This window comes from Mycobacterium sp. NPDC050441 (genome assembly GCF_040655355.1).
Classification (GTDB): domain Bacteria; phylum Actinomycetota; class Actinomycetes; order Mycobacteriales; family Mycobacteriaceae; genus Mycobacterium.
In genome coordinates, this window is record NZ_JBFAJS010000004.1 from 85,579 (window position 1) to 110,585 (window position 25,007).

General features: G+C 65.1%; 20 protein-coding genes. 10 read left to right on the plus strand and 10 right to left on the minus strand.

The features are described 5' to 3' along the window. The 3 genes from AB0I14_RS13305 to AB0I14_RS13315 all read right to left on the minus strand — a co-directional run bounded on the left by AB0I14_RS13305 (position 1) and on the right by AB0I14_RS13315 (position 2,600). Positions 1–933, minus strand: a complete 933-nt coding sequence (locus tag AB0I14_RS13305) for a class I SAM-dependent methyltransferase (RefSeq protein ID WP_358021543.1) — start codon at positions 931–933, stop codon at positions 1–3. Further along, positions 930–1,892 carry a class I SAM-dependent methyltransferase gene (locus tag AB0I14_RS13310; RefSeq protein WP_358021546.1) on the minus strand — a complete coding sequence of 321 codons (963 nt, stop codon included), beginning with the start codon at positions 1,890–1,892 and terminating at the stop codon, positions 930–932. The genes AB0I14_RS13305 and AB0I14_RS13310 overlap by 4 nt, the downstream gene beginning before the upstream one ends. A 72-nt stretch (positions 1,893–1,964) precedes the next feature. Then, entirely contained in the window at positions 1,965–2,600 is a 636-nt protein-coding gene (locus AB0I14_RS13315) for a TetR/AcrR family transcriptional regulator (protein WP_358021549.1), read from the minus strand. A gap of 123 nt (positions 2,601–2,723) precedes the next feature. On the opposite strand from AB0I14_RS13315, the gene AB0I14_RS13320 reads away from it, so the two are divergent. Both AB0I14_RS13320 and AB0I14_RS13325 read left to right on the plus strand, forming a co-directional pair. Further along, positions 2,724–3,299, plus strand: coding sequence for a TetR/AcrR family transcriptional regulator (locus tag AB0I14_RS13320; protein ID WP_358021552.1), 576 nt, complete (start codon positions 2,724–2,726; stop codon positions 3,297–3,299). Between the two features lie 11 nt (positions 3,300–3,310). Continuing rightward, positions 3,311–5,467 (plus strand): FUSC family protein, encoded by a 2,157-nt coding sequence (locus tag AB0I14_RS13325; protein ID WP_358021555.1) that lies wholly within the window; start codon positions 3,311–3,313, stop codon positions 5,465–5,467. Positions 5,468–5,471: 4 nt separating this feature from the next. On the opposite strand, the gene AB0I14_RS13330 is transcribed toward AB0I14_RS13325, so the two are convergent. Both AB0I14_RS13330 and ptsP read right to left on the minus strand, forming a co-directional pair. After that, on the minus strand, positions 5,472–6,446 hold the full coding sequence (locus tag AB0I14_RS13330) for a pirin family protein (protein ID WP_358021558.1): 975 nt from the start codon (positions 6,444–6,446) through the stop codon (positions 5,472–5,474). 81 nt (positions 6,447–6,527) lie between these two features. Further along, on the minus strand, positions 6,528–8,210 hold the full coding sequence (ptsP, locus tag AB0I14_RS13335) for a phosphoenolpyruvate--protein phosphotransferase (protein ID WP_358021560.1): 1,683 nt from the start codon (positions 8,208–8,210) through the stop codon (positions 6,528–6,530). A gap of 102 nt (positions 8,211–8,312) precedes the next feature. On the opposite strand from ptsP, the gene AB0I14_RS13340 reads away from it, so the two are divergent. Genes AB0I14_RS13340 through AB0I14_RS13355 form a run of 4 tightly spaced genes read left to right on the plus strand, consistent with a single transcriptional unit; the run spans position 8,313 to position 12,349 of the window. Next, positions 8,313–9,080 carry a DeoR/GlpR family DNA-binding transcription regulator gene (locus tag AB0I14_RS13340; protein WP_358021563.1) on the plus strand — a complete coding sequence of 256 codons (768 nt, stop codon included), beginning with the start codon at positions 8,313–8,315 and terminating at the stop codon, positions 9,078–9,080. Continuing rightward, the gene (locus AB0I14_RS13345; RefSeq protein WP_358021567.1) at positions 9,077–10,045 is read left to right on the plus strand and encodes a 1-phosphofructokinase family hexose kinase; all 969 of its coding nucleotides are present in this window, start codon (positions 9,077–9,079) and stop codon (positions 10,043–10,045) included. Before AB0I14_RS13340 ends, AB0I14_RS13345 begins: the two co-directional genes overlap by 4 nt. Beyond that, a complete protein-coding gene (locus tag AB0I14_RS13350) occupies positions 10,042–12,069 on the plus strand; it encodes a fructose-specific PTS transporter subunit EIIC (RefSeq protein WP_358021570.1) in 2,028 nt (675 codons plus the stop codon). The genes AB0I14_RS13345 and AB0I14_RS13350 overlap by 4 nt, the downstream gene beginning before the upstream one ends. Before the next feature lie 22 nt (positions 12,070–12,091). Then, entirely contained in the window at positions 12,092–12,349 is a 258-nt protein-coding gene (locus AB0I14_RS13355) for an HPr family phosphocarrier protein (RefSeq protein ID WP_358021573.1), read from the plus strand. 20 nt (positions 12,350–12,369) lie between these two features. Here the strand turns inward: AB0I14_RS13355 and AB0I14_RS13360 are convergent, their stop codons facing one another. Further along, complete coding sequence (locus AB0I14_RS13360) at positions 12,370–13,179, minus strand: hypothetical protein (RefSeq protein ID WP_358021576.1); 810 nt, start codon at positions 13,177–13,179, stop codon at positions 12,370–12,372. Positions 13,180–14,332: 1,153 nt separating this feature from the next. Here AB0I14_RS13360 and AB0I14_RS13365 point away from each other — a divergent pair. Continuing rightward, the gene (locus AB0I14_RS13365) at positions 14,333–14,590 is read left to right on the plus strand and encodes an HPr family phosphocarrier protein (protein WP_358021579.1); all 258 of its coding nucleotides are present in this window, start codon (positions 14,333–14,335) and stop codon (positions 14,588–14,590) included. A gap of 169 nt (positions 14,591–14,759) precedes the next feature. On the opposite strand, the gene AB0I14_RS13370 is transcribed toward AB0I14_RS13365, so the two are convergent. The 3 genes from AB0I14_RS13370 to AB0I14_RS13380 form a co-directional block, all read right to left on the minus strand. Then, positions 14,760–15,686, minus strand: coding sequence for a cell division protein ZapB (locus AB0I14_RS13370; RefSeq protein WP_358021582.1), 927 nt, complete (start codon positions 15,684–15,686; stop codon positions 14,760–14,762). A gap of 19 nt (positions 15,687–15,705) precedes the next feature. Further along, positions 15,706–17,979 (minus strand): EspA/EspE family type VII secretion system effector, encoded by a 2,274-nt coding sequence (locus tag AB0I14_RS13375; RefSeq protein WP_358021586.1) that lies wholly within the window; start codon positions 17,977–17,979, stop codon positions 15,706–15,708. A gap of 482 nt (positions 17,980–18,461) precedes the next feature. After that, entirely contained in the window at positions 18,462–19,226 is a 765-nt protein-coding gene (locus AB0I14_RS13380; RefSeq protein ID WP_358021589.1) for an ESX-1 secretion-associated protein, read from the minus strand. Positions 19,227–19,651: 425 nt separating this feature from the next. Here AB0I14_RS13380 and mycP point away from each other — a divergent pair, with 425 nt between their 5' ends. From mycP to AB0I14_RS13395, 3 genes are all read left to right on the plus strand, one after another. Continuing rightward, complete coding sequence (gene mycP, locus AB0I14_RS13385) at positions 19,652–21,001, plus strand: type VII secretion-associated serine protease mycosin (RefSeq protein WP_358021592.1); 1,350 nt, start codon at positions 19,652–19,654, stop codon at positions 20,999–21,001. Then, entirely contained in the window at positions 20,998–22,395 is a 1,398-nt protein-coding gene (eccE, locus tag AB0I14_RS13390) for a type VII secretion protein EccE (RefSeq protein WP_358021595.1), read from the plus strand. Before mycP ends, eccE begins: the two co-directional genes overlap by 4 nt. Before the next feature lie 99 nt (positions 22,396–22,494). Beyond that, on the plus strand, positions 22,495–22,824 hold the full coding sequence (locus tag AB0I14_RS13395) for a YbaB/EbfC family nucleoid-associated protein (protein ID WP_358021598.1): 330 nt from the start codon (positions 22,495–22,497) through the stop codon (positions 22,822–22,824). 613 nt (positions 22,825–23,437) lie between these two features. Here AB0I14_RS13395 and AB0I14_RS13400 read toward each other — a convergent pair. Further along, complete coding sequence (locus AB0I14_RS13400) at positions 23,438–24,991, minus strand: hypothetical protein (protein WP_358021601.1); 1,554 nt, start codon at positions 24,989–24,991, stop codon at positions 23,438–23,440. Positions 24,992–25,007 lie beyond the last annotated feature (16 nt).

Consider the following 25,007-nt stretch of genomic DNA (forward strand, 5'->3'; position numbering starts at 1 on the left):
TCAGAGCTTTTCGGCAGTGACGAACGTGGAAAACGCCCGGGTGTCGTTGTGCTCGATCTCGACGTAGCGGCCCAGACGGCGCATTTCGTCGAGCGAGTGCACACCGTTGGCCCGCCAACCGTGGGCACCCAGCCACTCGGCGACATCGGCACGGTCGGGATCCTCGTAGATCAGGTCCTGGATGTTGAGCGCCTGCTCCATGTTGAACTGCGCGGCGAAGCGTTCGAAACGCTCGCGCATCTCCTCGCGGCGCTCGCTCGCGGAGACGCCGGCGGTCTCGGCGGCGATCCGGCTTCCCGGTGCCGACAGTTCCGTGACCAACTCGAACAGCCGATCCTGGGCGTCGGCAGGCAGGTACATCAGCAGGCCCTCGGCCAGCCACGCGGTCGGCTGCCCATCGTCAAAGCCCGCTTCCCGCAACGCCTCAGGCCAATCCTGGCGCAGGTCGATGGCCACCTCGCGGCGCTGCGCGGACGGTTGAGCACCATGGGCGGCCAGGGTTTCGGCCTTGTACTCCAGCACCTTGGGCTGGTCGATCTCGAACACCGTGGTGCCCGCCGGCCAGTCCAGCCGGTACGCCCGGGAGTCCAGGCCCGAGGCCAGGATGACGATCTGGCGGATGCCGGCCTTGGCGGCATCGGTGAAGTACTCGTCGAAGAAGTGGGTGCGCACCGCCTGATAGCTGCCCATGTGCTCGAAGATCTTGGCCGCCTCGGCGTCGACCGCTTCGATCTTGGCGGCGACATCGTGGTCCAGCAGGGTTTCCCAGAAGCCGGTTCCGGCACCGGCCACCAGGATCGCCGCGTACGGATCACGGATCAACGGGTTCTCGCGTCCGGTCTCCCCGGCCCGGGCGGCGGCGACCATCACGGCCGTCGACCCCACGCTGGTGGCGATGTCCCAGGTGTCGTCGTGGCTGCGCAGTGAGCTCATCGGGTTTCTCCGTCCAATCGGGCGCGCAACAGCACGCTGTCCAAACCGAGTTCAGCCAGTTCGCCGGCGTCGGCCGCGCGACCCAACCGGGCCATCTCGTCGGCGCTGGCCACCGCGTCGACCTCCCAGCCGTGTGCGGCGAGCCATTCGGCGGCGTCGGCCCGGTCGTCACCGGTGTACATCAGCGCGTCGGCATCGATGTCCAATCCCAACGAGGTACGCATGTGCTCGCCGCGGGCCCGTCGGGCGGCGCGCTTCTCCGGGGTGTAGCGGGCCGGGTCCATCGCGAAGTCCTCGACCGCGACGCGACTGCCGGGTGCGCTGTGGGCGCAGACGAGTTCGAACAGCCGGTCCTGGGCCTCGGCAGGCAGGTACGGCAGCAGCCCCTCGGCCAGCCACGCGGTGGGCTGCTCAGGGTCGAAGCCTGCCTCGATCAGGGCGGCGGGCCAGTCTTCACGCAGGTCGATCGGCACCGGGACGTGCTCGGCGTGGGCGACGGCCTCGTGCGCCCGCAGCGTCTCGGTCTTGTAGTGCAGCACCTTGGGCTGATCGATCTCGTAGACGGTGGTACCGGTCGGCCAGTCCAGCCGGAATGCCCGCGAGTCCAGGCCCGCGGCCAGGATCACGACCTGGCGGATGCCGTCGTGGGTGACCTCGGTGAAGTAGTCATCGAAGTAGTGGGTGCGCACGGCCTGGTAGTTGCGGGCCATGTCGTGGATGCGGTGGGCCTCCGGATCGTCACCGATCCAGTGCGGTTCGCTACCGGCCAACTGGGCCCAGGCCGGACCGGCGGCCGCCACCAGCAGGAAGGCGAACTCGTCGCGAATCAGGGGTTCCGGTTGCGCCGTCTCGGCAGCACGGGAGGCGGCCACCCCCAGCGCGGTCGCCCCGACGCTCTCGGTGATGTCCCAACTGTCGCCTGCGGCCCGACCCGGCCGTACCTCGCTCAGATCAGTCATTTGCCAAACAATGCTACCGAATAACTTAGTCAGGCTATGCGGTGATGTGGGGCACCTCACGGTGCCGACGCGTCAGTCGCGCAGTTGCCAGAGCTTGTTCGCCATCAGTAATTCGAACTTGTCGACGATGACGGCCACCTCGTCACGATGCCCCACGTAACCGGCGTAAAAGCCCATGCCCCACATCACGGCCACCAGCATCTCCACGATGGCAGGGATGTCGGTGTCGGTGGTCAACTCGCCGCCCTCGATCGCCTCGTCGACCGCCCACTTGACGAACTCGCGCGAGCTGCGCAAGGCGTCGTGCTCCTCGGCGACGAGCTCGGGATGGCGCTGCGCTTCCAGCACCGAGGTCACCAGAAACGCCGCCGCCGACCGATCGGTGGACTCGGCATCCATCGCCGCTGCGAAGAACGCCGAAATCCGGTTCAGCAGGCTGGTGGCCTCCCGCGCTTTGGCAATGCCTGCGGCGATCACCTTCGCATTGGTCTGCTCGACCACGTCGCGGTACAGAACGCGTTTGCTACTGAAGTAGTGGTTGATTGCCGGGCGGGTGAGATCGGCGCGAATCGCGATTGCCTGGAATGTAGCTGCGTCGTAGCCAAGTTCGCTGAAAACTTCACGGGCAGCACGCACGATGCGCTCACGCGTCTCCGCTGCCTTTGCTGCGGGAGGACGTCCCGGTCCTCGGCTCGCCATGTGGGCCACAGTCAAATTGTGCCACACGTCACCTGAGAGTCCCGATGCCGTCATGTTTGTGTGCGTTATATGCGGCTGACCAGCAAAGCCCCGCCGCGCCCAAAATGCTGACGACGAACTAGCGTGGGCCGCATGGCGGGGGTGGTGTCGCGGGAGGCGTACTTCGAAACCGGTCTGGATGTGTTGTCCGATCTCGGGTACGGCGGGCTCAAACTTGCCGAGGTGTGCAACCGATTGGGCGTCACAACCGGATCGTTCTATCACTACTTCCCCAACTGGGCGTCCTACACGCGGGAACTGATCGCGCACTGGCGTCAGGCCCGGACCCTGCGGGTGGTCGAGGCGCTGCGCGCCGACCACGATCCGCACCACCGCATCGAGACGATGATCGGCGAGGCACTGGCCCTGCCCCACGGCGCCGAGGCCGCCATCCGGGTGTGGAGCTCGCTGGACCCCGAGGTCTACACCGTGCAGGCCGTGGTGGACCAGTTGCGCTTCGACATCATCTACGAGTCGGCGCTCGAGATCATCGGCGATGAGCGCAACGCCCGTTACTTCGCGGCGTGGAGCCTGTATCTGGTCGTCGGCTTCGAACAGAGCACCCTGCCGCGCGACACCGACGCCCTGCAGTGGATCACCGGCCAGATGCGCGACGCGCTGGAATCGGGCCGGTTCACTCCGGCCGCCGGATCGGACCAACCGGTCTAACATCGGCGATCATGCTGACCCCGGCCGAGATCTGGCACCGGGCAGCTGACCGCCTGCGCGACGCGCTACGCGCCAGGGACCCCGAATTCGACGCGCTACGCCGTGCCCTGCGGGCCGCCATCGTCCTGCCCATCGCGGCCGCGGTCGGCTTCGCCGTCGGCGGCGACTCCCAGACGCCGCTGTTCGCGATCTTCGGCGCGGTGTCCCTGCTCATCACCGCCGACTTCCCCGGCAACCGGCCCGCCCGCGCGCTGGCCTACGGCGGTCTGGCCGTCAACGGCGTCGTATTGATCGTGCTGGGCACCGTGCTGGCCCCGTACCCCTGGCTGAGCGTGGCCGCGATGTTCGTCGTCGGCATGGTGGTGTCGTTCTCCGGGGTACTCAGCGAGATTGTCGCCGCCGGGCAGCGCGCCACCCTGCTGCTGTTCGTGCTGCCGCTGTGTACGCCCGTCGGTCCCATTCCCGACCGGCTGCTGGGCTGGCTGATCTCGCTGGTGATCTGTGTGCCCGCCGCACTGTTCCTGTTCCGGCCGCGCCACCACGACGAGCTGCGCCGCTATTCGGCCAGGGTGTGCCGGCTGCTGGCCGACCGGCTGGAAGGGCAGGCCTCGGCCCGCGATGTCACCCGCGCGATGAACGCGCTCTACGAAAGCTTCCTCGGTGCCGACTACCGGCCCGTCGCCCTCACCGCGGGCAGCCGCGCGCTGGTACGCGTCGTCGACGACCTGGGCTGGATCTGCGACCAGGTCACCGACGACACCGGGGAACTGCTCGGCGCGATGCGCGACCCAGCGGTGCGGGTACTGCGCGACAGCGCCGCGCTGCTGCGAATCAACGACAAGGCCGAGCGTGCGGCTCGCGGAGCCGATCTACGTGCGGCACTGGCCGAGCAGCGCACCGTGGCCCAGGGCAGTTACCGCGATGACATCACCCTGATCCTCGGCACCGCCGGCGACGCGGCCGCCGTCGAGATCGGCCGCGGCCTGCTGATCCGGCGCACCATCTCGGCCACCATCGCCGTCACCGGACGGGTGATCGGCAATGCCGCGCTGGCCGACGCCCGCCCGGTGTGGGCCCGGGTGTTGGGCCGGCGGCTGCCCGAAACCGGTGCGGCCGATTGGGTGATGCCCGAGACGATGGCGGTCGCCGCTATTGCCAGAGGCCTGGTGGCCACCCGGGCGGTGGCGCTGCGCAACAGCCTGCGCACCGGGTTGGGGCTGGCCCTCGCGGTGGCGGTCACGCACCTGTTTCCGGTGCAGCACGGATTCTGGGTGGTGTTGGGCGCCATGTCAGTGCTGCGCAGCAGCGCGCTGACCACCGGGACGCGGGTGCTGCGGGCGGTGGCCGGCACCGCTATCGGTTTCGTACTCGGCGCAGTGCTCATCGAGTTCGTCGGGGTGGACCCCGTGGTGTTGTGGATCCTGTTGCCGCTCGTGGCATTCGGGTCGGCCTATGTGCCCGAGGTGGGATCATTCATCGCCGGGCAGGCAGCGTTCACGATGATGGTGCTGATCAACTTCAACCTGATCGTGCCGACGGGCTGGCGGGTGGGGCTGGTGCGGGTCGAGGACGTCGTGGTCGGCGCGCTGGTCGGAATCGTGGTGTCGCTGCTGTTGTGGCCGCGCGGTGCCACTGCGTCAGTGTCGAAGGCGATCGACCAAGCCCGCGGAGTGGGTGCGCGGTTCCTCAATGCGGCCGTGCTTCGGGTGACCCGGGGTGCTTCCGAGCAGGCCACCGACCGCGTCGTCGCACTGGGCCACGACGCGCTTTCGGCCTCCCGGACTCTTGATGATGCTGTCCGTCATTATCTTTCGGAGAACGGCGGGCCCACCGACCAGCGCGCTCCGGTGGTGCGCGCAGCCAACCGAGCCAACCGGGTGAGAGCCGCGGCCGAGCTGATCGCCGACGTCGTGCCCCCACCGCTGGGCATCTATCCCAGCACCCGCGCAGTGATCGAGGAACATGCCGCTGCCATCTGCGCCCGGCTCACCGGCGTCGACGCCGCCGCGGTGCTGGTGCCGATCGGAGAGAGCTTCGTGGTGTCGTTGCGCGCCGAAGCCGCCGGAACCGATCTGGCGGTTTCGGCGGCCCTGCCGCTGGTGGCGGCTGCAGCGCATCTCGGCGAGCTGGAGTTGCTGTACCCGCAGCCCGCCGAGTCGGTGGGTTGATCGGTCAGTTCAGGGGCCGGTGCGGCATCAGCGCATTCGGCGGAATCTGGCCGAACTTGCCCGCCTGGTAATCCTCCAACGCCTGGATGAGCTCGGACTTCGAGTTCATCACGAACGGGCCGTAGTGGAAGACCGGTTCCCGGATCGGGCGGCCGCCCAGCAGCAGGACCTCCATGGCGGGCCGGTGCGAATCCTGAGTTCCCTCGGCCGACACCGTGATCCGGTCGCCCGGGCCGAGCACAGCCAGCTGGCCCTGATGGATCGGGTGGCCGACGGGGCCGACGCTGCCGCGTCCGCTCAGTACGTACACCAGCGCGTTGAAATCGCGGTTCCACGGCAGGTTGAGCTGGGCACCCGGTTCAATCGTGGCGTGCGCCAAGGTGATCGGGGTGTGCGTAGAACCAGGGCCCTGCGCGCCGTCGATCTCGCCCGCAATGATGCGGACCAATGACCCGCCGTCCTGGGACGACAGCAGCTTGGCGTCGGGACCCTCGATGGCCTGGTAACGCGGCGTCGCGAACTTGTCCTTCTTGGGCAGGTTCACCCACAGCTGGATGCCGTGGAAGGTGCCGCCGCTCTCGACCAGTTCGGCCGGCGGGGTTTCGATGTGCAGGATGCCCGATCCGGCGGTCATCCACTGGGTGGCACCGTCGGTGATCAGGCCGCCGCCGCCATGTGAATCCTGGTGGGCGAACCGGCCGTCGATCATGTAGGTGACGGTTTCGAAGCCGCGGTGCGGGTGCCAATCGGTGCCCCGCGGTTCTCCGGGCTGGTACTCCACCTCACCCATCTGGTCCATGTGGACGAACGGGTCGAGGTCGGCGTCGCTCACCCCGGCGAAGGCTCGGACGACGGGGAATCCCTCGCCCTCGAATCCACGCGGGCCGGTGGTGATCGAGCGGACCGGGCGTTCGGTGTCCGACGCCTGGGCCGCCGCGATACGGGGCAGGGTCAAGGTGTCTGCGGTGATGGCTGGCATCTCGTACCTCCAATTTGTGAAGTCTGATGACAGCTATAACCGGACTGCGGTCCGATTATTCCCCGCTTGGGTTTCCCCAGGTCAGGACAGCGCAGCCAGCGCGGCCTCGCGGGCCTCAGCAGCCGTCGCGGTGTCGAGCACCGCCTCTGCGGCAGCGCGGCACTGCTGCAGCGTCACCTGGGCGAGCTTCGCGCCCACCGCGGAGATCGCGGCCGGCGCCATCGACAACGACGTCACTCCCAGGCCCACCAAGACGGCGGCCAGCAGCGGATCGGCCGCAGCCTCACCGCACACCCCGACCGGCTTGCCCGCCGCAGCCCCGGCCCGCGCGGCCATCGCCACCAGTGCCAGCACCGCGGGCTGCCACGGATCGGTGAGGGTGGCCAGGTCGGCCGACATCCGATCCGCAGCCATCGTGTACTGGGCGAGGTCGTTGGTGCCGATCGACAGGAATTCGACGTGCTCCAGAATCTTGTCGGCCAAGAGCGCCGCGGCAGGCACCTCGATCATCACGCCGGGCGTGAGCCCATGCGAGCGCGCCTTGGCGGCAAAGCTTTTCGCTTCCGCCGCGGTGGCGATCATGGGTGCCATCACCCACGGCTTGCTTTCGGCTTGCTTGGCCGCGGTGGCCACCGCTGCGAGCTGACGATCCAGCAGCCCGGGATTCCGCTCGGCGATCCGGATACCGCGCACGCCCAATGCCGGGTTGGCCTCGTCCGGATGGCCCGCGAACTTCAACGGCTTGTCCGAGCCTGCATCGAGGGTGCGGACCACCACCTTGTGCCCGGCGAACGCCTCGAGTACCTCGCCGTAGATCTTGGCCTGCTCGTCGACGGTCGGCTCGGTGTCGCGGTTGAGGAAGCACAGCTCGGTGCGGAACAGCCCGACGCCCTCGGCAGGAGTTCCGCGGGCCGCGCGGGCGGCGGCACCGTCCTGCACGTTGGCCAGGATCGCGACGGCGTGACCGTCCGCCGTCGCGCCCGGTCCGGCCCATTGCCGGGCCGCCAGGGCGGCCCGTTGCGCGGCGGCCACCGCGGAAGCGGCCTGCGAGGCGTCGGGGTCGGCGGTCAGCGTGCCCGCGGTGCCGTCGAGCAGAACCATCACGCCGGCGGCGACGGTGTCGAGCCCGCCGATTGCGACGACGCACGGAATCCCGAGCTGACGGGCGATGATCGCGGTGTGGCTGGTGGGCCCGCCCAGCGTGGTGGCCAGCCCGACCACCAGCTGCGGGTCCAGGCCCGCGGTGTCGGCGGGCGCCAGATCCTCGGCGCACAGGATCGACGGGATATCCGGCAGCGGCACACCGGGTTCCGGCAATCCGGACAGCTCTGCGATGACGCGATCGCGGATATCCCTCAGGTCGGTGACGCGTTCGGCCATCAGCCCGCCGAGCTGCGTGAACAGCTCCACGAACTGGTCGACGGCCTCGGTCACGGCGCGGACCGCGGGAGCCCCTGCGGCGATCTTCTTGTCGGCAGCGCCGAGCCAGGCCCGGTCCTGGGCCAGCGTCGCGGTGGCGGCGAGAACCTCCGAGGCGGCACCCGTGGCGTGCGCGGCCCGGTCACGCAGTCGGGTGGCGACTTCCGTCGCCGCCGCGGCGAAACGCCCCGCCTCAGCCGGCCGATCCGTCTCGGCGATGTCGCCGGGAGGTACCTGAATTTCCGGAAGCCTGCTGACCCGGATCACAGGTGCGTACCGCACACCAGGAACCACCGGAACCCCGCGCAAGACCGTGGGTGACGCAACCGAGGACGTAGTGCTCATGTGACCTAGATTACTAGAAACCGTTGACAAGTCAACACAGTCAAGCGTAAAACAACATATATCAACATTTGATCGGGCTCTAACCCACACAAACGGAGGCTCATGTACGCCGAGGAGCGCCAGCAGGCCATCGCCGCGCTGGTCATGAGCAGGGGCCGCGCATCCGTCGCGGAACTGGCGCAGGCCTACGACGTCACCACCGAGACCGTCCGCCGCGATCTCGCGGTGCTCGACAAGGCGGGCGTCGTGCGCCGCGTGCACGGCGGGGCCGTGCCGGCCCGGACGCTGCACCTCGTGGAAGCCGGCGTCGGCGAACGCGACACCACCCGCGCCGCGCAGAAGGATGCCATCGCCGCGGCCGCCGTCGACTTCTTCCCCCTCAGCGGTGCCAGCGTGCTGCTGGACGCGGGGACGACCACCGCCCGCGTCGCCTCGCAATTGCCGACGGATCGGGAACTCACCGTGGTGACGAACTCGGTGCCGATCGCCGGCCTCCTCGCCGCGACGCCCACCGTCACCCTGCAATTGCTCGGCGGACGGGTCCGCGGCCTCACCCAGGCCGCGGTGGGCGAGCAGGTGCTGCGCGTACTCGAAACCCTGCGGGTGGACATCGCGTTCATCGGCACCAACGCCATCAGCGTGCGGCACGGACTCTCGACCCCGGACACCGAGGAAGCGGCCGTCAAGCGCGCCATGGTGCAGGCCGCGAACTACGTCGTGGTGGTCGCCGACTCGTCGAAAGTCGGTGAAGAAGACTTCGTGAGCTTCGCCCCGATCGACAGCGTGGACACCCTGATCACCGACAATGAGGTCTCCGATGCCGACCGGGCACTGCTCACCGAGCATGGCGTCGAGGTGGTGATCGCATGATCATCACCGTCACCCCGAACCCCAGCCTGGACCGCACCGTCACGTTGGGATCGCCGTTGACGCGCGGTGCGGTCCAGCGCGTCGACTCGGTCACCGTTGAGCCCGGCGGCAAGGGCATCAACGTGGCCCGAGCTTTGACCTTGGCCGACGTCGCCGCCGAGGCGGTGTTGCCCGCGGCCGACACGGATCCCCTGCTCGGTGCGTTGCGTGGTCTGGGCGTCCCGTTCACCGGCGTTCCCATTGCGGAATCCGTGCGCACCAACGTGGCCATCACCGAATCTGACGGCACCACAACCAAACTCAACGAGCGCGGCGCTCTTGTGGACGCTGACGCACTGGAGGCACTGACCCGCTGCGTGTTGGCGAAGGCACAGGATGCGTCCTGGGTGGTGCTGTCCGGATCGCTGCCGCCTGGGATGCCGGTCAGCTGGTACGCCGACGTCGTAGCCTTGCTGGCTCCGTTGGATTGCCGCGTCGCCGTCGACACCTCCGAGGCACCGTTGGCCGCGCTGGCCGCCGGGTTCGAGGTGGCCGCGCCCGACCTGATCAAGCCCAACGCCGAGGAGCTGGCCGACCTCGCCGGGGTGTCCGCTGCCGTTCTGGAAGACGCTGCCGCCCAAGGCGATATGTCGCCCGTGGTGACTGCCGCTCTTGGTCTCGTCGCGCGGGGCGTCGGTGCGGTGCTGGCGACACTGGGCGCTGCCGGCGCCGTGCTGGTCGACGGAACCGGCGCCTGGCTGGCCACGCCGCCGCCGATCGTTCCGCGCAGCACAGTCGGCGCGGGTGACGCCTCACTGGCGGGTTACCTGCGCGCTGCCGTCTCCGGCGCCGAAGCCCCGCAACGACTGCAGATGGCCGTCGCCTACGGCAGTGCCGCCGCGGCACTTCCAGGGTCGGCCCTGCCCACACCCGCCCAGCTCGACCTCGATGCAGTCCGTACCCACCCCATGAAGGTGTCGCTATGACTCAACCAATCATCACCCCCGATCTGGTCCTGCTCGACGTCGACGCGGGCGGTGACAAGGAAGCCGTCATCACTCGTCTGGTCGGCGCACTCGCCGAGGCGGGCCGCACCAGCGACACCGACGGTCTGGTGGGCGCCGCGATGGCCCGCGAGGCACAGTCCGCCACGGGTCTGCCCGGCGGGATCGCGATTCCGCACTGCCGCTCGCCCTACGTCGACACCCCGACCATCGGCTTCGCCCGGCTGTCGCCCAAGATCGACTTCGGGGCTCCCGACGGGCCGGCTGATCTGGTATTTCTGATCGCCGCACCGGAATCGGGTGGCGCCGAACATATGAAGCTGCTGTCCAGCCTGGCCCGCGCACTGGTCCGCAAGGACTTCGTGGCATCGCTGCGGGAGGCCGCAAGCGTCGATGAGGTGGTGTCGCTCGTCGACGGTGTCGTGAATCCGGCGCCTGCTCCTGTTCCTGAGCCTGCTCCTGCTCCGGCTGCTGAAGCGCCCAAGGCGGTGTCGGTCGTCGCGATCACGGCCTGCCCCACCGGCATTGCCCACACCTACATGGCGGCCGACGCGCTCAAACAGGCCGCCGAAGATGCCGGGGTTGAATTGACCGTCGAAACCCAGGGCTCGTCCGGGAGCACGCCGCTGTCCGCGGCGACGATCGCTGCGGCGGATGCCGTCATCTTCGCCACCGACGTCGGGGTCAAGGACAAGCAGCGCTTCGCCGGCAAGCCCGTCGTCGCCTCCGGCGTCAAACGCGCCATCAACGAGCCCGGAGTCATGATCTCCGAAGCCGTCAGTGCGGCAAGCAATCCCAATGCAGCGCGGGTGGCCGGCTCTGTTGACGAGGCTGCTCCGGCCGCGTCGGGCGACGTGGGCTGGGGCACGCGCATCCGGCAGATCCTGCTCACCGGCGTGAGCTACATGATCCCGTTCGTCGCGGCGGGCGGTCTGCTCATCGCGCTGGGTTTCCTGTTCGCCGGCTACGACATCGGTAATACCCCGGAGGGGCAGTCGAGCCCGCTGGCCTACGGGATGAACTCGCTGGGCCACCACATCGCCGTCACCAACACCTTGGCCGACCTGCCACCTGGTGGGCTGACGCAGTATCTCGGGGCGGTGCTGTTCACGCTCGGCGGGCTGGCTTTCATGTTCCTGGTGCCCGCCCTGGCCGGCTACATCTCGTTCGCGATCGCCGACCGGCCCGGTATCGCACCGGGTTTCACCGCAGGCGCGGTCGCGGTGTTCGTCGGCGGCGGGTTCATCGGCGGCATCGTCGGCGGTCTGATCGCCGGATTCGCCGCGCACTGGATCAGTTCTTTCAAGGTGCCGCAGTGGTTCCGGGGACTGATGCCGGTGGTGGTGATCCCGCTCGGCGCGTCACTGATCGTCGGCCTGCTGATGTTCCTGTTGCTCGGCCGGCCGCTGGCCGCGTTGACCACCGGGCTGACCAACTGGCTCAGCGGCATGACGGGAACCTCGGTCGTGATCCTCGGAGTCATCCTCGGCCTGATGATGTGCTTCGACCTCGGCGGCCCGGTCAACAAGGCTGCCTATGCGTTTGCGACCGCGGGCCTCAACGTCGCCGACCCCGCGACCCTGCGCATCATGGCCGCGGTGATGGCCGCAGGCATGGTGCCGCCGCTTGCGATGGCGCTGGCGTCGACGCTGCGGCCGGGGCTGTTCACCGAGCCTGAGCGCGAGAATGGCCGCGCCGCATGGCTTCTCGGTGCGTCCTTCATCTCCGAAGGTGCCATCCCGTTCGCCGCGGCAGACCCGCTGCGGGTGATCCCGTCGATGATGCTCGGCGGCGCCGTCACCGGCGGGCTGATCATGGCCTTCGACGTCACGCTAAAGGCCCCGCACGGTGGCATCTTCGTGTTCTTCGCGATCGGCAACCTGCTGTGGTTCCTGGTCGCCCTGGCTGTCGGCACCGTCGTCAGCGCCCTGGCCGTCATCGCAGCCAAACAATTCGCCAAACCCACCGTCACCACGCCGGAAGCTCCGGCGCTGGCCACCACCTAAATCACAACCCAAAGGAGAAACAATGCCCAGCAAGACTGTCACCGTCGGTTCGGCCATCGGCCTGCACGCCCGCCCTGCCGCGATCATCGCCGAAGCCGTGGTCAACGCCGGAGTGCCCGTCACCCTGTCCATGGACAGCGGCGAGCCCGTCGACGCCGGGTCAGCCCTGATGATCATGACGCTCGGTGCCGGCAACGGGGCTCAGGTGACGGTGGATTCGGATGATGCCGATGCGTTGGCCACTGTGGCCGGGTTGGTCGAGCAGGATCTGGACGCGTAGGCGGGCGACCAAGGTGGCGCCTATTCTGTTGCCGCGAAATCGAATAGGACGTCCGCGGTGCTCACGCCTCGCTGTTGCAGCTCGCTCACGACGATCTGGTTGCCGAATCGCGTCGGTGGATAGTGGCCGCTGTGGTCAGTCAGCACGAGCAGTCGTCCTTCGCGAACACGAAGCTCACCTGCAGCTGCGACGGGGCCTCCCCCGGACAGCGTGGAGTGATGGATACGTGAAACAACCCGCCACAGCGAGACATACAAGTTGCCGTGCGGATCCATGATGAACAGCGCAAGTTCGGCATTCGCACGCCACGACGCCGAGGCCATCCGCGTGTCCAAGACGCCTCCGTCGATGGTTCTGAATCGGCTCTCTTTGTCGATGACAACTCGATGCCGTTCGATCCGCTCGGATGACCACCGCTCCACCCCCGAGCGCTGAGGTTCGAGATCTGGCAGGAGGCTCCTTTGTGCCGATGGGGCCTGTTGCATTCCGGCTGCACTCTGGTTCCCCGCCTGCTCAAATACCGTCAGTTCTGAGGGTCGCAGCGTCAACGCCCGACTGAACTGATCGATAATCTGTCGGGCTTCGAGTCCGCCGCTCACAAAGAGCACAACACCTGGATCGCTCAGCTTCGTTGGAGCCAAGAATCCCACGACGGCACCCGACTCCAACCGAAGCAACAATCCAGGCTCTTGCTTGCCTGCGATATCGCCGAATTCGAATCCCAGACGTTGGCTCACTTCGAGTTGGCGCAGTTCGATTCTTGCGACGGGCTGGACTCCTCCTAATAGGTGATCCCAGTTCTCCAGCTGCAATTCCAGAACCGGAGGCAACGGCCAAGGGTAGGTTCGTCGCAGCTCCGTGGCCAATGCCTGTAGAAACCGCCGAAGATCGCCTTCAGAATGTGGCGTCTGTGTCACACGAACCGATCCGCCCTGAGCGAGAGCGGCCTCGATGGCCTCAAGATAGACTTGCGGCCCATCTACTACACATCGACGGGCGATCATTGCGTGAGATAACTCAAACGCTACCCGCCCATTCAAGGCAATATATTCTATACAATAGAGTATCTGGGTAATTGCACCCCGCCACCACATGGCCGCTGATTCCTCTTTCCATCAGGGAGAACTAGTCCGAGGTCAAAAATTGAGCTCACACCAACTCAGGCGTAGCTAATCACGTGTACCTGACCGGTCCCGCTCAGGCTGAGGCGGCCACGGTTGTCGTCGACGGAGTTCATCACCGACCATCGCCAAGAATCCGCGCATATCAGACTCCGTGTGCCGGAGCTCTTCGCGCCCGTATGGTGGCTCCGCCCAGTCCTCGGTCATGATTACCGCATCGCTGGCCAGTGCACCTTCAATGGCGTCGAGAAAATATTGAGGCCCCTGACCAAAGGTCCGATACATGATGAAAGCGTCGGCTAGCATTTCAGCATTAACCGCACCTAGATCCTCTATAAATTGCATGTGATATACGATCATATTTACGCCACCGCGCCACGCCTTTATAGTCAATTCATGTTCCTTCCGGTGCTATCCAGTCGATCGAAACGGAGCTGAGGTCGACCCCTCGACTATCGAATTCATCGAGAACGCTTTGCGTATTAGAGCGAAGCGGCTTGTAGTGCCCGCTATTTCCTGTTATCCCCATCAGTCGGCCGTTTATTACTTCTAGCTCTCCGGCACCGGCGACCGGTCGCCCACTTGAGAGTGTAGAGTGGTGAATTCGACCACGGTCTTGTTCTAGTGACGCGTAAATATTCCCATTGGAATCCATCGTAAATATCGCTTTACCCCCCTCCGCATTCCACAGTATTGCCTCTCGAGTATCGAAAAGGCGGCCATCAATATGGCGCAAGAGACCGTCCTGATCGACGACTATTCGGTGCTGCTCAATTTTTTCCGGAGGCCAGCGCTCGCACCGTCACCACGCCGGAAGCTCCGGCGCTGACCACCACCTAAATCACAACCCAAAGGAGAAACAATGCCCAGCAAGACTGTCACCGTCGGCTCCGCCATCGGCCTGCACGCCCACCCCGCCGCGATCATCGCCGAAGCCGTGGTCAACGCCGGAGTGCCCGTCACCCTGTCCATGGACAGCGGCGAGCCCGTCGACGCCGGGTCAGCCCTGATGATCATGACGCTCGGTGCCGGCAACGGGGCTCAGGTGACCGTGGACTCCGACGACGCCGATGCATTGGCGACTGTCGCCGGGTTGGTCGAGCAGGATTTGGACGCGTAAGTGGGGTGGGTGCGCGTCATCGATCCGGGTTCGTGAGGCCACACGCCGACCGGACTCTCCCACAACAGTGCGCGGCCACATCTCATCGGCACAGATCGATGCGCTGTCAGAGGGTCAGAGGGTGATGTGGATGAGATACTTTGCGCAACACGCAACAATTGGTTATTAGCTAGGCGCCCGCAATCGCACGAAGCGTGGCCTCATATTTGGTCACGGCGGACGCCAGCTCTCTGTATGCAGAAAGATAGTTGATGAGTTGAGCGTTATAAAGGCTGAGTGGACCACCCTTCAAACTTGTCGGAGAGATGAGACCGCCGTCTTTGTCGAAGTATTCAGCGCTGATTCGTGGATCGTGGCCGTGGATCATCCGTGAGACGATCGCGAAACGCAGTTCCGACGTCGCGGCGCCTGGGATTGAGGTCCTATCGCTCGGGGTCGCTATCGGCTCGCTACGAGCCAACAGTCCAAGTAAACGCGCAGACCATTGAGCATAGTTCCACTCAGGGTGGTCATCGGGAAGGGTTGGATTAGCGGCAGCAAATTCTGCGAATTGCGTTTGGTATATTTCCGCGCGCGCCTTTGCTTCAGAGACAAACTTCTCTTGAGCGGGTGCGTTTTGCATAACGGCGAATACCGACGCAGTTCTTTGGAGGATGCTGTCCAATTTGTCGAGGGGTTCAAATCTTGACGTTCCTCGGGGATCGCCGACCATAGCACCTTGGTATGGGACCAACGCTTCTGCGTATGCAGTTAATAGTTCCGGATTTTCGGCGGCGGCAACCCTTAGTTTGCCTGATTGGTCGGCTAAAAATCCGGCAAGCGCATGAGCGGCAACGCCAGCCTGCCCGGATGTTGTCTGATCGGGGGATTTTGCGGCACTGGAAATCCAATCAAACAACTCACTGGGCTTGCGGCCCTCGTCGGGCCAGTCGTAGCTCGTGATGCGATCGAGGAACTCTGTACCGCCTGTGCCGGCAAGCAGGGCTGCCACTGCGGCTGGACTGGTATCGGATGGCAGCGTTGGTGTATTCGGTGAGCAGCCTGCACCAAATACCGCCGTCAACATTATGGCGAGGAGTCTATTTTTGAGTTTCATACTTCAGCTCTCGCTTGTATCAAGACTTGGGGGGAAGGCCATTGATTCGGTTGAGGTCGTCGCGGAACGTTCCTATGAAGGAGTCGATGCTGCCGAATTTAGACGTATAACTCAGAAGTTGCGCGTTGTACAGAGTTCTTTGATCGGCTGGAATGTCCACGGGGGACTTCAATTGACCAGATTCATTTAGAAAGTCCGTACTGAAATGGGGGTCAAATGGTGGCGCCATGCGTGTTGCAATTTCGTACTGCGCATTGGCAACCATGCGCTGGACTTGGGAGTCGGTTGCGCTGACACCGGTGTTTACCTTTCCTGTATCTGGATCAATCTTGATGTCATCCATTGTGGGTGTTGGGCCCAGAAGCGCGTCCGCTATAGGGGTAATACGTCCGCCCTGAGGAACATTCCCGAGGGCTGTATCGAGCCAGAGTTTGCGGTTGTCATATGACTCTTGAGCTGCTTTTAGTGCTGCGTCGCGCGTATTGTCAATATGCGCGCTACTCTCAAGGTGCGCCCCGCCATTGATGGAGCCGAGTAATCTTGCTGAAGATTGCAGATCATCGAGACGCTTATCCGTTGTAACAAGGTCTGGATTCGACTTGGCGAGATCGGCGAAAGAGTCCTGCAAATCCATAGCGTGTTTGAATGCGGCCTGGTTGAATGCTTTTGCGGCGACGTCGTCGGAATCGATAACCGCGAAGAGGCGCTTTGTGTTCTCCATATTGCCCTCGAGGTTGTCAATGGGCTGAAACCCGTGCCCTGAATCGTAATGCTCGCCGACCATCTGCAGTTGGTAGGGCTCCAGCCCGGCGCCGTACGCTTGGACCAGTTCAGGATTGACTTTGCCGATCGTCTTGTCCCCGGGAAGATCGAGCAGACCGTCCCCGTGCTTCCCGAGGTAGTCGGCGTAGATATTTGCCGTGTCTGCAGCAATTTCAGATTCTCCGGCGGGAGCGTCCTTCGTCCACTCGAATAAGGATCCCGCGGACTCCCCCTTGTCGCCCCATGCGTGTTGATTGACATCGTGCAAAAAGTCTTGACCTTTGTCGCTATTTAAGTGGTCGTAGATAACTTCATGATCTGCGCTTACAGCGGAGAATACGTCCGAAACCGCGGGGTCAAGGTAAGGATCACGCCCGACATCTTTGCCATTGCTCGCGGGGTCCTTCTCCCAGATTGGCACGTCCATTATTTTGTCAGCCTTGCCGATCAGCGCTCGGTCAAGTTCGGTACCCTTCTGCAGAGAGTGGTCACCGCTCTTAACGATGTTTGCGATGTCGCGAGTCTGATCGGTGTACAGGGCGCCCGACGAATTCAGCGCTTCCGTCACGCTCTTCGGTAGCTTGTCCGATCCGCCATGCGTCATATTTCCGGGATCGTCCAGGGCGTCCTGGTCGGTCTTGGTGGTCGGGAACTCTACGTCTTTGTTGCTCATCAGCTGCCAAGAGTTCGGGATGATGTCACCGTGCTCGCCTAGTTGGTCACGGACTTCTTTGAGCCGCTCCACGGACATTCCATGCTGTTGAGCTTGCATCTGGCTCAGATACGCGCCTTGCGTCTCAGAGAGTTTTTGCCCGGGCGTTATGCCACTGAGCGCATCGTCAACACGAGCTGCAGCCTCCTTGTCACCGCTGAGGGCGTCCTGCACATCTTGTTCTGCCCGCTTGTGGACATCATCCTCGTCGGGTTTGCCGTCACCGTCCGTATCCCTGAGGCCCTCGGCATCATTTTTCTCCGAACCGGACCCACGCTTCTGATTTGTACTCAGCTCGTCGTACTGGTTCTTGATATCAGTGACGCGGAAACCGACTTGGAGCATTTCCCCGTTGGCGTTCTTGACTGTTTCAGAGACCTGCGTGATGCCTTGGTTGGCGATCGGGATCAGGCTCTTCTCCCGGGCCTGCGCATTGAGGGATGTAGGTAGCGAGCTCACCATGCTGTCCACCCATGACTTCGTGGTGTCCAATTGGGTACGACCAGTGGTGACGATGTTCGCCGCGTTGGTGACCTCGGCAGCCATCTTCTTATCGAGATCTGCCAGCTTCTGGTAGACGCCGGCGTGCTCTTTGTTGGCAGCAGCGTAGGCCTGTGACGCCGTGCCTTGCCAGCGGTCGTCCGGCACAGCCGATTCGACGGCGGACTTCATCTTCATCAGCGTGGAGCTGCTGCCGTCGAAATGGCTGCCGTCGGTGGGGGTGCCTACGCCGAATGTGGCCTTGGCTCTATTCCACGTCGAATAGAAACCATCAAGCGCACTCACAAAAAGCCCCCTCGCAAGGATCTCGACAGTCAACCGTCAGTATCTCAGTACTTGAGCTACCTAGGTGTCAGGAATCCGATGGGCCTGGGGGGACCGACTTACCCGCAGTGCGGGTGCCCGTGGGCTCAACCCGGAGTCTGCCTGTCTACCCGGAACCGGGCGATCGATCTCCGTGCACACGCCAACACCGCCGCACCGTCGGTCAGCATCTCTCTCGGTGGCTGAACCTCCCTAGTCCCCCAACCGATTACATGGTCCGGTTGCAGAGTCGGGCTTTGCCGTTGGCCCATGGACAGGCAGGTTTGACGAATCGGCGTTTGATTCCCCAGGCCGAACACACCCAGCCCCAGTCAGTGCGGCGGCGGTAGACCCGAGCATTGTCGGTGAGCACACGCTGCACGCGCACTGCGTGGCCGGCAAACCAGGCCGGTGCTCGGTGCAGGAATGTCGCAGCGGCGATCCATCAATGTTCTCGGCCATGCCCTGCTTGGCGAAACTGGTTGAACCGCCGGGAATTACAGATCTCGAGCGGTTCGAGGATGAACCCGAGGCAATGGCGCTGGCCCGGTGCCATGCGGAGCCTCTTCGCGTTGTAGCGGTGGCAGGCCCTGCAGCTCTCGCATCCGCTCCTCGCTCATGATGCCCGCTTGAGCTGGCGCCTTCTCACCCTTGTCAGGCGCTCCTGCGCCATCGGATTCGGCGGCTCCTGCCGGTGGCGCTTCCGGGCCGGTCGCTCCGCCCCCGGCAGCACCCTGGGTCGCCGCTTGGACGATGCCCTGCACTCCCTGCATGACTTGTTGCGGCATCTGCGTCAACCCTTGCACGATGCCTTGAACCGGTTGCGTGATTCCCTGCATCATTTGTCCGGCCATCTGAGAGAACTGGCCCATCATCTGGCCCCCGGCCTGCATCCCGCCGTCCTGGCCGCCGCTGGGACCACCTGCAGTATTCGATGAGCCGGAACTGCGCCCACCACCTAACCGATCAGCTTGTGCCTTCAGCTTCTCTGCGGCCTCCACGTCACCACGCTCGTACGCTTTCGCTGCTTGACGGAGGGTTTCAGCCATCTTCTCGGATACCACCTTCGTAGCGCCTACTGCCGCGCTACGCGCTTCAGACGCACCCGCAAAATCAGCCGGGAAGCCGATGGTTCCGTGACTATCAATCAAGCTGGACAGCGCTGGCGCACCATCGATGACTGCGCCCACGTCCGCGGCAACGTTATCGAGCTGCCCTCCCAAAGCCGTGACTGCGCCGGTGGAGGCTCTCAGTTCCGTCATCGCCGTCCTCCCTTAAGGGCGTTCTTCTTTGCATTAATTCTAGGCAGGGCCTCGTAGCGTCAGTGACAGAACATTTTCTGCCCGCAGAACTGACGTCGATCAGGGCCTATTGGCTGAAGCCGCTCGTTGCTGCCTCGAAAGCCTGGCCCCCATCGCGCTGCTCCTCGCCGAACTGCGTCGACTACACGGCATCGGCTGGACCGCCTCCGCGCGAGCCCGCTCACACCCCCGCCTTGCCGGGTGCAACACTCACTGCGGGCACAAAGCGTTATCAGCCTCACCTGGGCACCCTTATGATTGCCTGCGTGCAAAGAGCCGGACGGCTTGAAGTGAGAAGATGCATTGTTGAGCGGACCGGACTTTGTTTGCTGAAAGTGCATCAGCACACTGCAGACGCGTCCGATGTCATTGGGGGAGTGTGAGGCGTGCAGCGCTTAGCCGTGATGCTGCTGGCAGTTTTGCTGGCCCTATTCAGTGCGCCTCCGGCGTTCGCGATCGATCCCCCGGCGATCGATGCCGCGGCCGTTCCTCCTGATGAGACCGGCCCCGATCAGCCGACCGAGCAGCGCAAGATTTGCGCAGCGCCGACGGTCATGCCGAACTCGAACTTCGCCGACAAGCCCTGGGCAGCCGACTACCTGAAGCTGGCCGAGGCGCAGAAGTTCGCAACCGGCGCCGGCGTAACTGTCGCCGTGATCGACACCGGTGTGAACGGCTCACCCCGGGTTCCGGCCGAGCCGGGCGGTGACTTCGTCGACGCGGGCGGCAACGGAATGTCCGACTGTGACGCCCACGGGACGCTGACCGCGTCGATCATCGCCGGACGCCCGTCCCCCACTGACGGATTCGTCGGTGTGGCCCCCGATGCGCGACTGATTTCGCTGCGTCAGACGTCGGTGGCGTTCCAGCCCAAGGGTTCGCGCCAGGATCCCAACGACCCCAACTCCACCCAGACCGCGGGCTCGATCCGCAGTTTGGCCCGCTCGGTGGTGCATGCCGCGAACCTGGGCGCGCAGGTGATCAACATCAGTGAGGCCGCCTGCTACAAGGTGACCCGCCGGATCGACGAGACCAGTCTGGGCGCTGCGATCAACTACGCGGTAAACGTCAAGGGTGCGGTGATCGTGGTGGCCGCCGGCAACACCGGTCAGGACTGCACCCAGAACCCGCCGCCGGATCAGTCGCTTCCGGCCGATGCCCGCGGCTGGAAGGGCGTGCAGACGATCGTCAGCCCGGCCTGGTACGACCCGCTGGTGCTCACCGTCGGCAGCGTCGGCCAGAACGGTCAGCCGAGCAACTTCTCGATGTCGGGCCCGTGGTTGGGCGCGGCGGCTCCCGGCGAGAACCTCACTGCACTCGGCTATGAGGGACAACCCATCAATGCCACCCCCGGCGAGGACGGCCCGGTGCCGCTGAATGGCACGTCGTTCTCGGCCGCGTTCGTCTCCGGTCTGGCGGCGCTGGTCAAGCAGCGTTTCCCGGATCTGACCCCGGCCCAGGTCATCAACCGGATCACCGCCACTGCACGCCATCCCGGCGGCGGCGTCGACAACTATGTCGGTGCCGGCGTGGTCGATCCGGTGGCCGCGCTGACGTGGGAGGTCCCTGAGGGGCCGGCCAAGGCGCCGTTCCGCGTCAAGGAAGTTCCGCCGCCGGTGTACATCCCGCCGCCAGACCGCGGCCCGATCACCGGTGTGGTGGTTGCCGGTGCCGCACTGGCCCTGATTCTCGGGATCGCGGCGATGACCCGACGCGCATTGCGACGGCGCCAATGAGCTTCCTGCGGCGGCATTTCGGCTTCCGTTTCACCACGGGGCACGCGATTTGGGTGGCCACGCTGATCCCGGCGTGCATCGCGATATGCCTGCACTTCAACCTGCTGTGGCTGGGGATCACGCTGTCGGTGCTGATCGCGATCTTCTCGGTGCTCACCATCCGCGGATACCGGCTCACCGGTTGGGTCCGAGCGATCTTCTCCTGGCGGCGCCGCCACCGCAGTACCCCCGATGCGCCGTCGGAGCCTGCGGTCGGCGCCACTGTGATGCCCGGCGATCACGTCGCGGTGCGCTGGCAGGGTGACTACCTGGTCGCGGTGATCGAGCTAGTGCCAAGACCTTTCACCCCGACGGTGATCGTCAACGGCGGTGCCGTCTCCGACGACACCGTCAGCACCAAGCTGGTCGAGAAACTGCTGGCGGCGTACTGCCCCGACCTGGAAGCCGACATCGTCTCGGCCGGCTATCGCGTCGGCAAAACCGCTCCCGCGAGCCTGGTCGCCCTCTACGAGCAGGTGGTTGGCCCGTACCCGGCGCCGGCCAACCGGCGGACCTGGATTGTGCTCCGAGCCAACCCGGAAGAGACCCGGCGCTCGGCCCAGCGACGCGACAGCGGGGTGTCCGGGCTGGCCCGGTACCTGGTGGCATCGGCCACCCGTATCGCAGACCAGTTGGCCAGCAACGGGGTTGACGCGCAGTGCTCGCGCAGCTTCGACGATTTCGACAAGGCCACCGAGATCTCCTTCGAGAAGGAGACCTGGTCGGTGATCAAGGGCCGCAGCACCTTTACCGCGGCCTACAACGCTCCCGGCGGCCCCGACGTCTGGTGGTCGGCGCGGGCCGACCACACCACCACCTGCGTACGGGTCCGGCCCGGGGCGGCGCCGACGACGACGGTGCTGTTGACCACGTTGTCCAATCCGACTACGCCGCGCGGGTTTTCCTGCCTGTACGGCGGGCAGCGGGCAGCGCTTCAGGGCCTCACCCCGGTGACCGACAAGCACCATGAGCTGCCGATCGGTTCGGCCGGGGTGCTTGTCGGTGAGACCTCAGACCGCTATCCGGTGTACATGCCGTTCGACAACGTCGACGTCAGCATCAACCTCGGCGACGCGCGCCTGTTCACCCAATTCGTCATCCGTTCCGCCGCATCCGGCGCCGTGGTGACCCTCGGGCCGCAGTTCCGCGAATTCGCCACGATGATCAACGGCCGCGTCGGGCGCGTGCCGCGCGTCGCCTGGCCGCACTCGACGACGTACCTCGGCCCGCATCAAGGCGTCGGCCGAGTAATCATGCGGCCCAACTTCATTGACACGCCACGGCACCGTCAGCTGCCCATCACGTTGATCAATCCACGTGAAGAGAGCCGCTACCAGATGGCGCTGGAGCAGTGACATCAAGCTTCCTGGGAGAGGGGTCCCAGAAGGGTCGGGAGGACAAGTCATGACGAGGACATCGGTGGCCGTGTCTGGCCACGCGGGGCAGGATCCGAAGTGAACGACGATATGCACCCGGAAGTCGCCGCGGTTCTACGTCAGGCGCAGCGCCTGCAGTCGCTGATGGACGATCAGCTGCACAAGATGGCTAATGAAACCTTCACTGCCAGCGACGAAACCGACACAGTTGACGTAACCCTCGACGGTCACCACAACCTGAAGTCGATCTTCATCGAGGATGGCCTACTGCGGCTTGGTGCCCAGGTGGTTCAGCAACGCCTCAACGAGGCGCTGCAAAAGGCCACTGCACTCGCGTCGGCTTCGATCGAGGCCGACCGCGAACGCCTCGACGAGGTAGCTGCCCGGATCACGGGCGAAGGCGTCTAGAGCGGACGAAAAGCCGCTGCGTCGCCGGGATTTCAGCTGACAGTACCCGGACCGACCTGATCAGCACACCGACAGGGGTGCGACCGTGACTGTATGCGAGTCCCGGTATGCGCTATGTGAAAGACGTTTCGACGCATCCTACGACCCAGTCGTGTCGGGCCGCCCATCTGTCGAACGTCGCACCTTCGGGTTCGCCTCGACTTCGCCGCCCTACCCGACGCCCCGACGGCAACAACAATGCCTCCGCAGCGCTTGGGCGGGCTGCTGCCCGACAGGGAATGTGTGTCCGGTGGCTGACAGATTGTTGGCGTCCGAACGACCTCCGGTGCTGCGGAGCTCGAGTGGCCCACCGAAGATCAAGTACTCGCCAACTGCTTCGCGACGGCGCCCGACGCCGCTCGAACGGCGCAATCAGCTAGCACGCGGCCCACTCACCGCGGCAGATTTCGCACCGTCGCCCGCCGATCCTGGATGACCGGAATAGCCGACCACGGCGGTCGGCCCCAAGCACCCCAACGCGCCTCCAATGCAACATGATTGGGTCCTCAGCTAGCGCGGTGAACCTGTAACGCTGTCACCGTTCACCGCGCTAGCTGTGGCACGCCCAACCGGGCTACTTGTTGCTTTCCTTACCTTCTCTGCGCGGCCGGTGCCCGATGATGGCTTCGGTGTGGGCACGGTCTTCGACGTAGAGGTCGTCGTCGGGAGTCAGGTTGGGATCGCGGCGTTTCTCTTTGCCCTGGCCGCCCTGACCGGCACCGTGGCCACCGCCCATACCGCCACCCATACCGCCGCCCATGCCGGCACCGCCCGGCGCCGCGCCGGCGGGGCCGGCGCCACCGCGTGCCGCAGCTGGGTTCGCAGCGACGGTTTCCGCGCCGACCGCCGGTCCCAACGGGGAGGACGGCACTCCGCCGCCACCGCCGCCACCGCCGAGACCACCTCCGCCGCCACCGGCGCTCGCCGGCTTCAGGCCAGGCTCGCCCGATCCGGGAAGGTCACCAAGCTTGTCGCCCGGCAAGCCACCGGGCATGCCGCCGGCCGGAGACCCTCCACCGGACGGAGAGCCACCGCCAGATGGCGAACCGCCGCCCGAACCGGAGCCACCACCGGCGCCTTTCCCTTCACCAGACTGAGCCCCGGATTGCTGCCCGGTTTGACTGGCGCTGGCAGGCGACATGGACGGTTCGCCGGCGGGCGACTGACCGCTACTCTTACCCTCGCTCTCACCGCTGCCGCTCGTGTTCCCGCCGCCGGTTCGGTCGTTGCCACTGGGGTTGCCGGGACTGGTGCCATTTCCACCAGCTTTCCCGAATGGCGGACTCGGCGGCGTTGGCATCTCCGGCCGCGCCGACTGCGCGTAAGAATCACGAACCCCCAGAGATTTGCGTTCCTCTTCCTCCATGCGGTTGGCGACAGCGTCGATGTCGGCCTGGCTCGGGTTGGTCCCGTTCAACAGGTCGTCCATGGCGTTTTCCAGGTCCTTGTAGGCCGCTGCAATCGGTTTGTGTTCGGCCATTGCCTTGGTATGCCCATTGAGGATCGCGAGCGCCGCCGTGCCGTAATGGCCCCACGCGATTGACAGGTTTCCGATCCAATCACGGAGGAGATTGAATTTTGCGAACGCCGCATCGGCCGCGTCACCTTCCCAATCCTCGACATTCGACTCTGGCACTTGGTTGACGAGACAGGCTTGTGTCGTGCTCGCCTTGGCCATGGCTTCGATGAGCGAAGGTGAGGCGCCCGGGTTGTTGAGCAACTCCTCGGTGTCGGGCACGGTGGCGTATCCATCCGAGGTGACCATCGTCGGCGGCGGCGGCGCGGGGGGCAGCTGAACTTCGGCGCCCGCTGTTTGCGGGATCGGGATAGCCTCGACGGCCGCCGTCTGCTCGATCGCAGTCTTGCCGGATTTGTCGACGTTGTCGTAAGCGGTAGCAGTATCGCGCAACATGGCCGCCATGCGCAGGCTTTCCTGCTTGGTGGCATCGGTGTATTGCTGCAGCGATTCGCCGTAGGCGTTCAGGTTGTCGACTGCCGACGCGGTCGACTTCAGCCCGTCTGGAGGCGTAACTTTCGGAGCCTCAGTGGGCCAGTCCTCGACGTTGGCTTTGATGTCGTTGGCCCGCTGGTGCAGCTTTTCGGCAGCGACCTTGATCTTATACCCCACCCGTACTCCTCATGCC

Excerpts from the sequence above, each read along its gene's own strand:
- AB0I14_RS13305 (WP_358021543.1), bottom strand. The coding sequence starts at position 933 with ATGAGCTCACTGCGCAGCCACGACGACACCTGGGACATCGCCACCAGC.
- AB0I14_RS13310 (WP_358021546.1), bottom strand. The coding sequence starts at position 1,892 with ATGACTGATCTGAGCGAGGTACGGCCGGGTCGGGCCGCAGGCGACAGT.
- AB0I14_RS13320 (WP_358021552.1), top strand. The coding sequence starts at position 2,724 with ATGGCGGGGGTGGTGTCGCGGGAGGCGTACTTCGAAACCGGTCTGGAT.
- AB0I14_RS13325 (WP_358021555.1), top strand. The coding sequence starts at position 3,311 with ATGCTGACCCCGGCCGAGATCTGGCACCGGGCAGCTGACCGCCTGCGC.
- AB0I14_RS13330 (WP_358021558.1), bottom strand. The coding sequence starts at position 6,446 with ATGCCAGCCATCACCGCAGACACCTTGACCCTGCCCCGTATCGCGGCG.
- ptsP (WP_358021560.1), bottom strand. The coding sequence starts at position 8,210 with ATGAGCACTACGTCCTCGGTTGCGTCACCCACGGTCTTGCGCGGGGTT.
- AB0I14_RS13340 (WP_358021563.1), top strand. The coding sequence starts at position 8,313 with ATGTACGCCGAGGAGCGCCAGCAGGCCATCGCCGCGCTGGTCATGAGC.
- AB0I14_RS13345 (WP_358021567.1), top strand. The coding sequence starts at position 9,077 with ATGATCATCACCGTCACCCCGAACCCCAGCCTGGACCGCACCGTCACG.
- AB0I14_RS13350 (WP_358021570.1), top strand. The coding sequence starts at position 10,042 with ATGACTCAACCAATCATCACCCCCGATCTGGTCCTGCTCGACGTCGAC.
- AB0I14_RS13355 (WP_358021573.1), top strand. The coding sequence starts at position 12,092 with ATGCCCAGCAAGACTGTCACCGTCGGTTCGGCCATCGGCCTGCACGCC.
- AB0I14_RS13365 (WP_358021579.1), top strand. The coding sequence starts at position 14,333 with ATGCCCAGCAAGACTGTCACCGTCGGCTCCGCCATCGGCCTGCACGCC.
- AB0I14_RS13370 (WP_358021582.1), bottom strand. The coding sequence starts at position 15,686 with ATGAAACTCAAAAATAGACTCCTCGCCATAATGTTGACGGCGGTATTT.
- AB0I14_RS13380 (WP_358021589.1), bottom strand. The coding sequence starts at position 19,226 with ATGACGGAACTGAGAGCCTCCACCGGCGCAGTCACGGCTTTGGGAGGG.
- eccE (WP_358021595.1), top strand. The coding sequence starts at position 20,998 with ATGAGCTTCCTGCGGCGGCATTTCGGCTTCCGTTTCACCACGGGGCAC.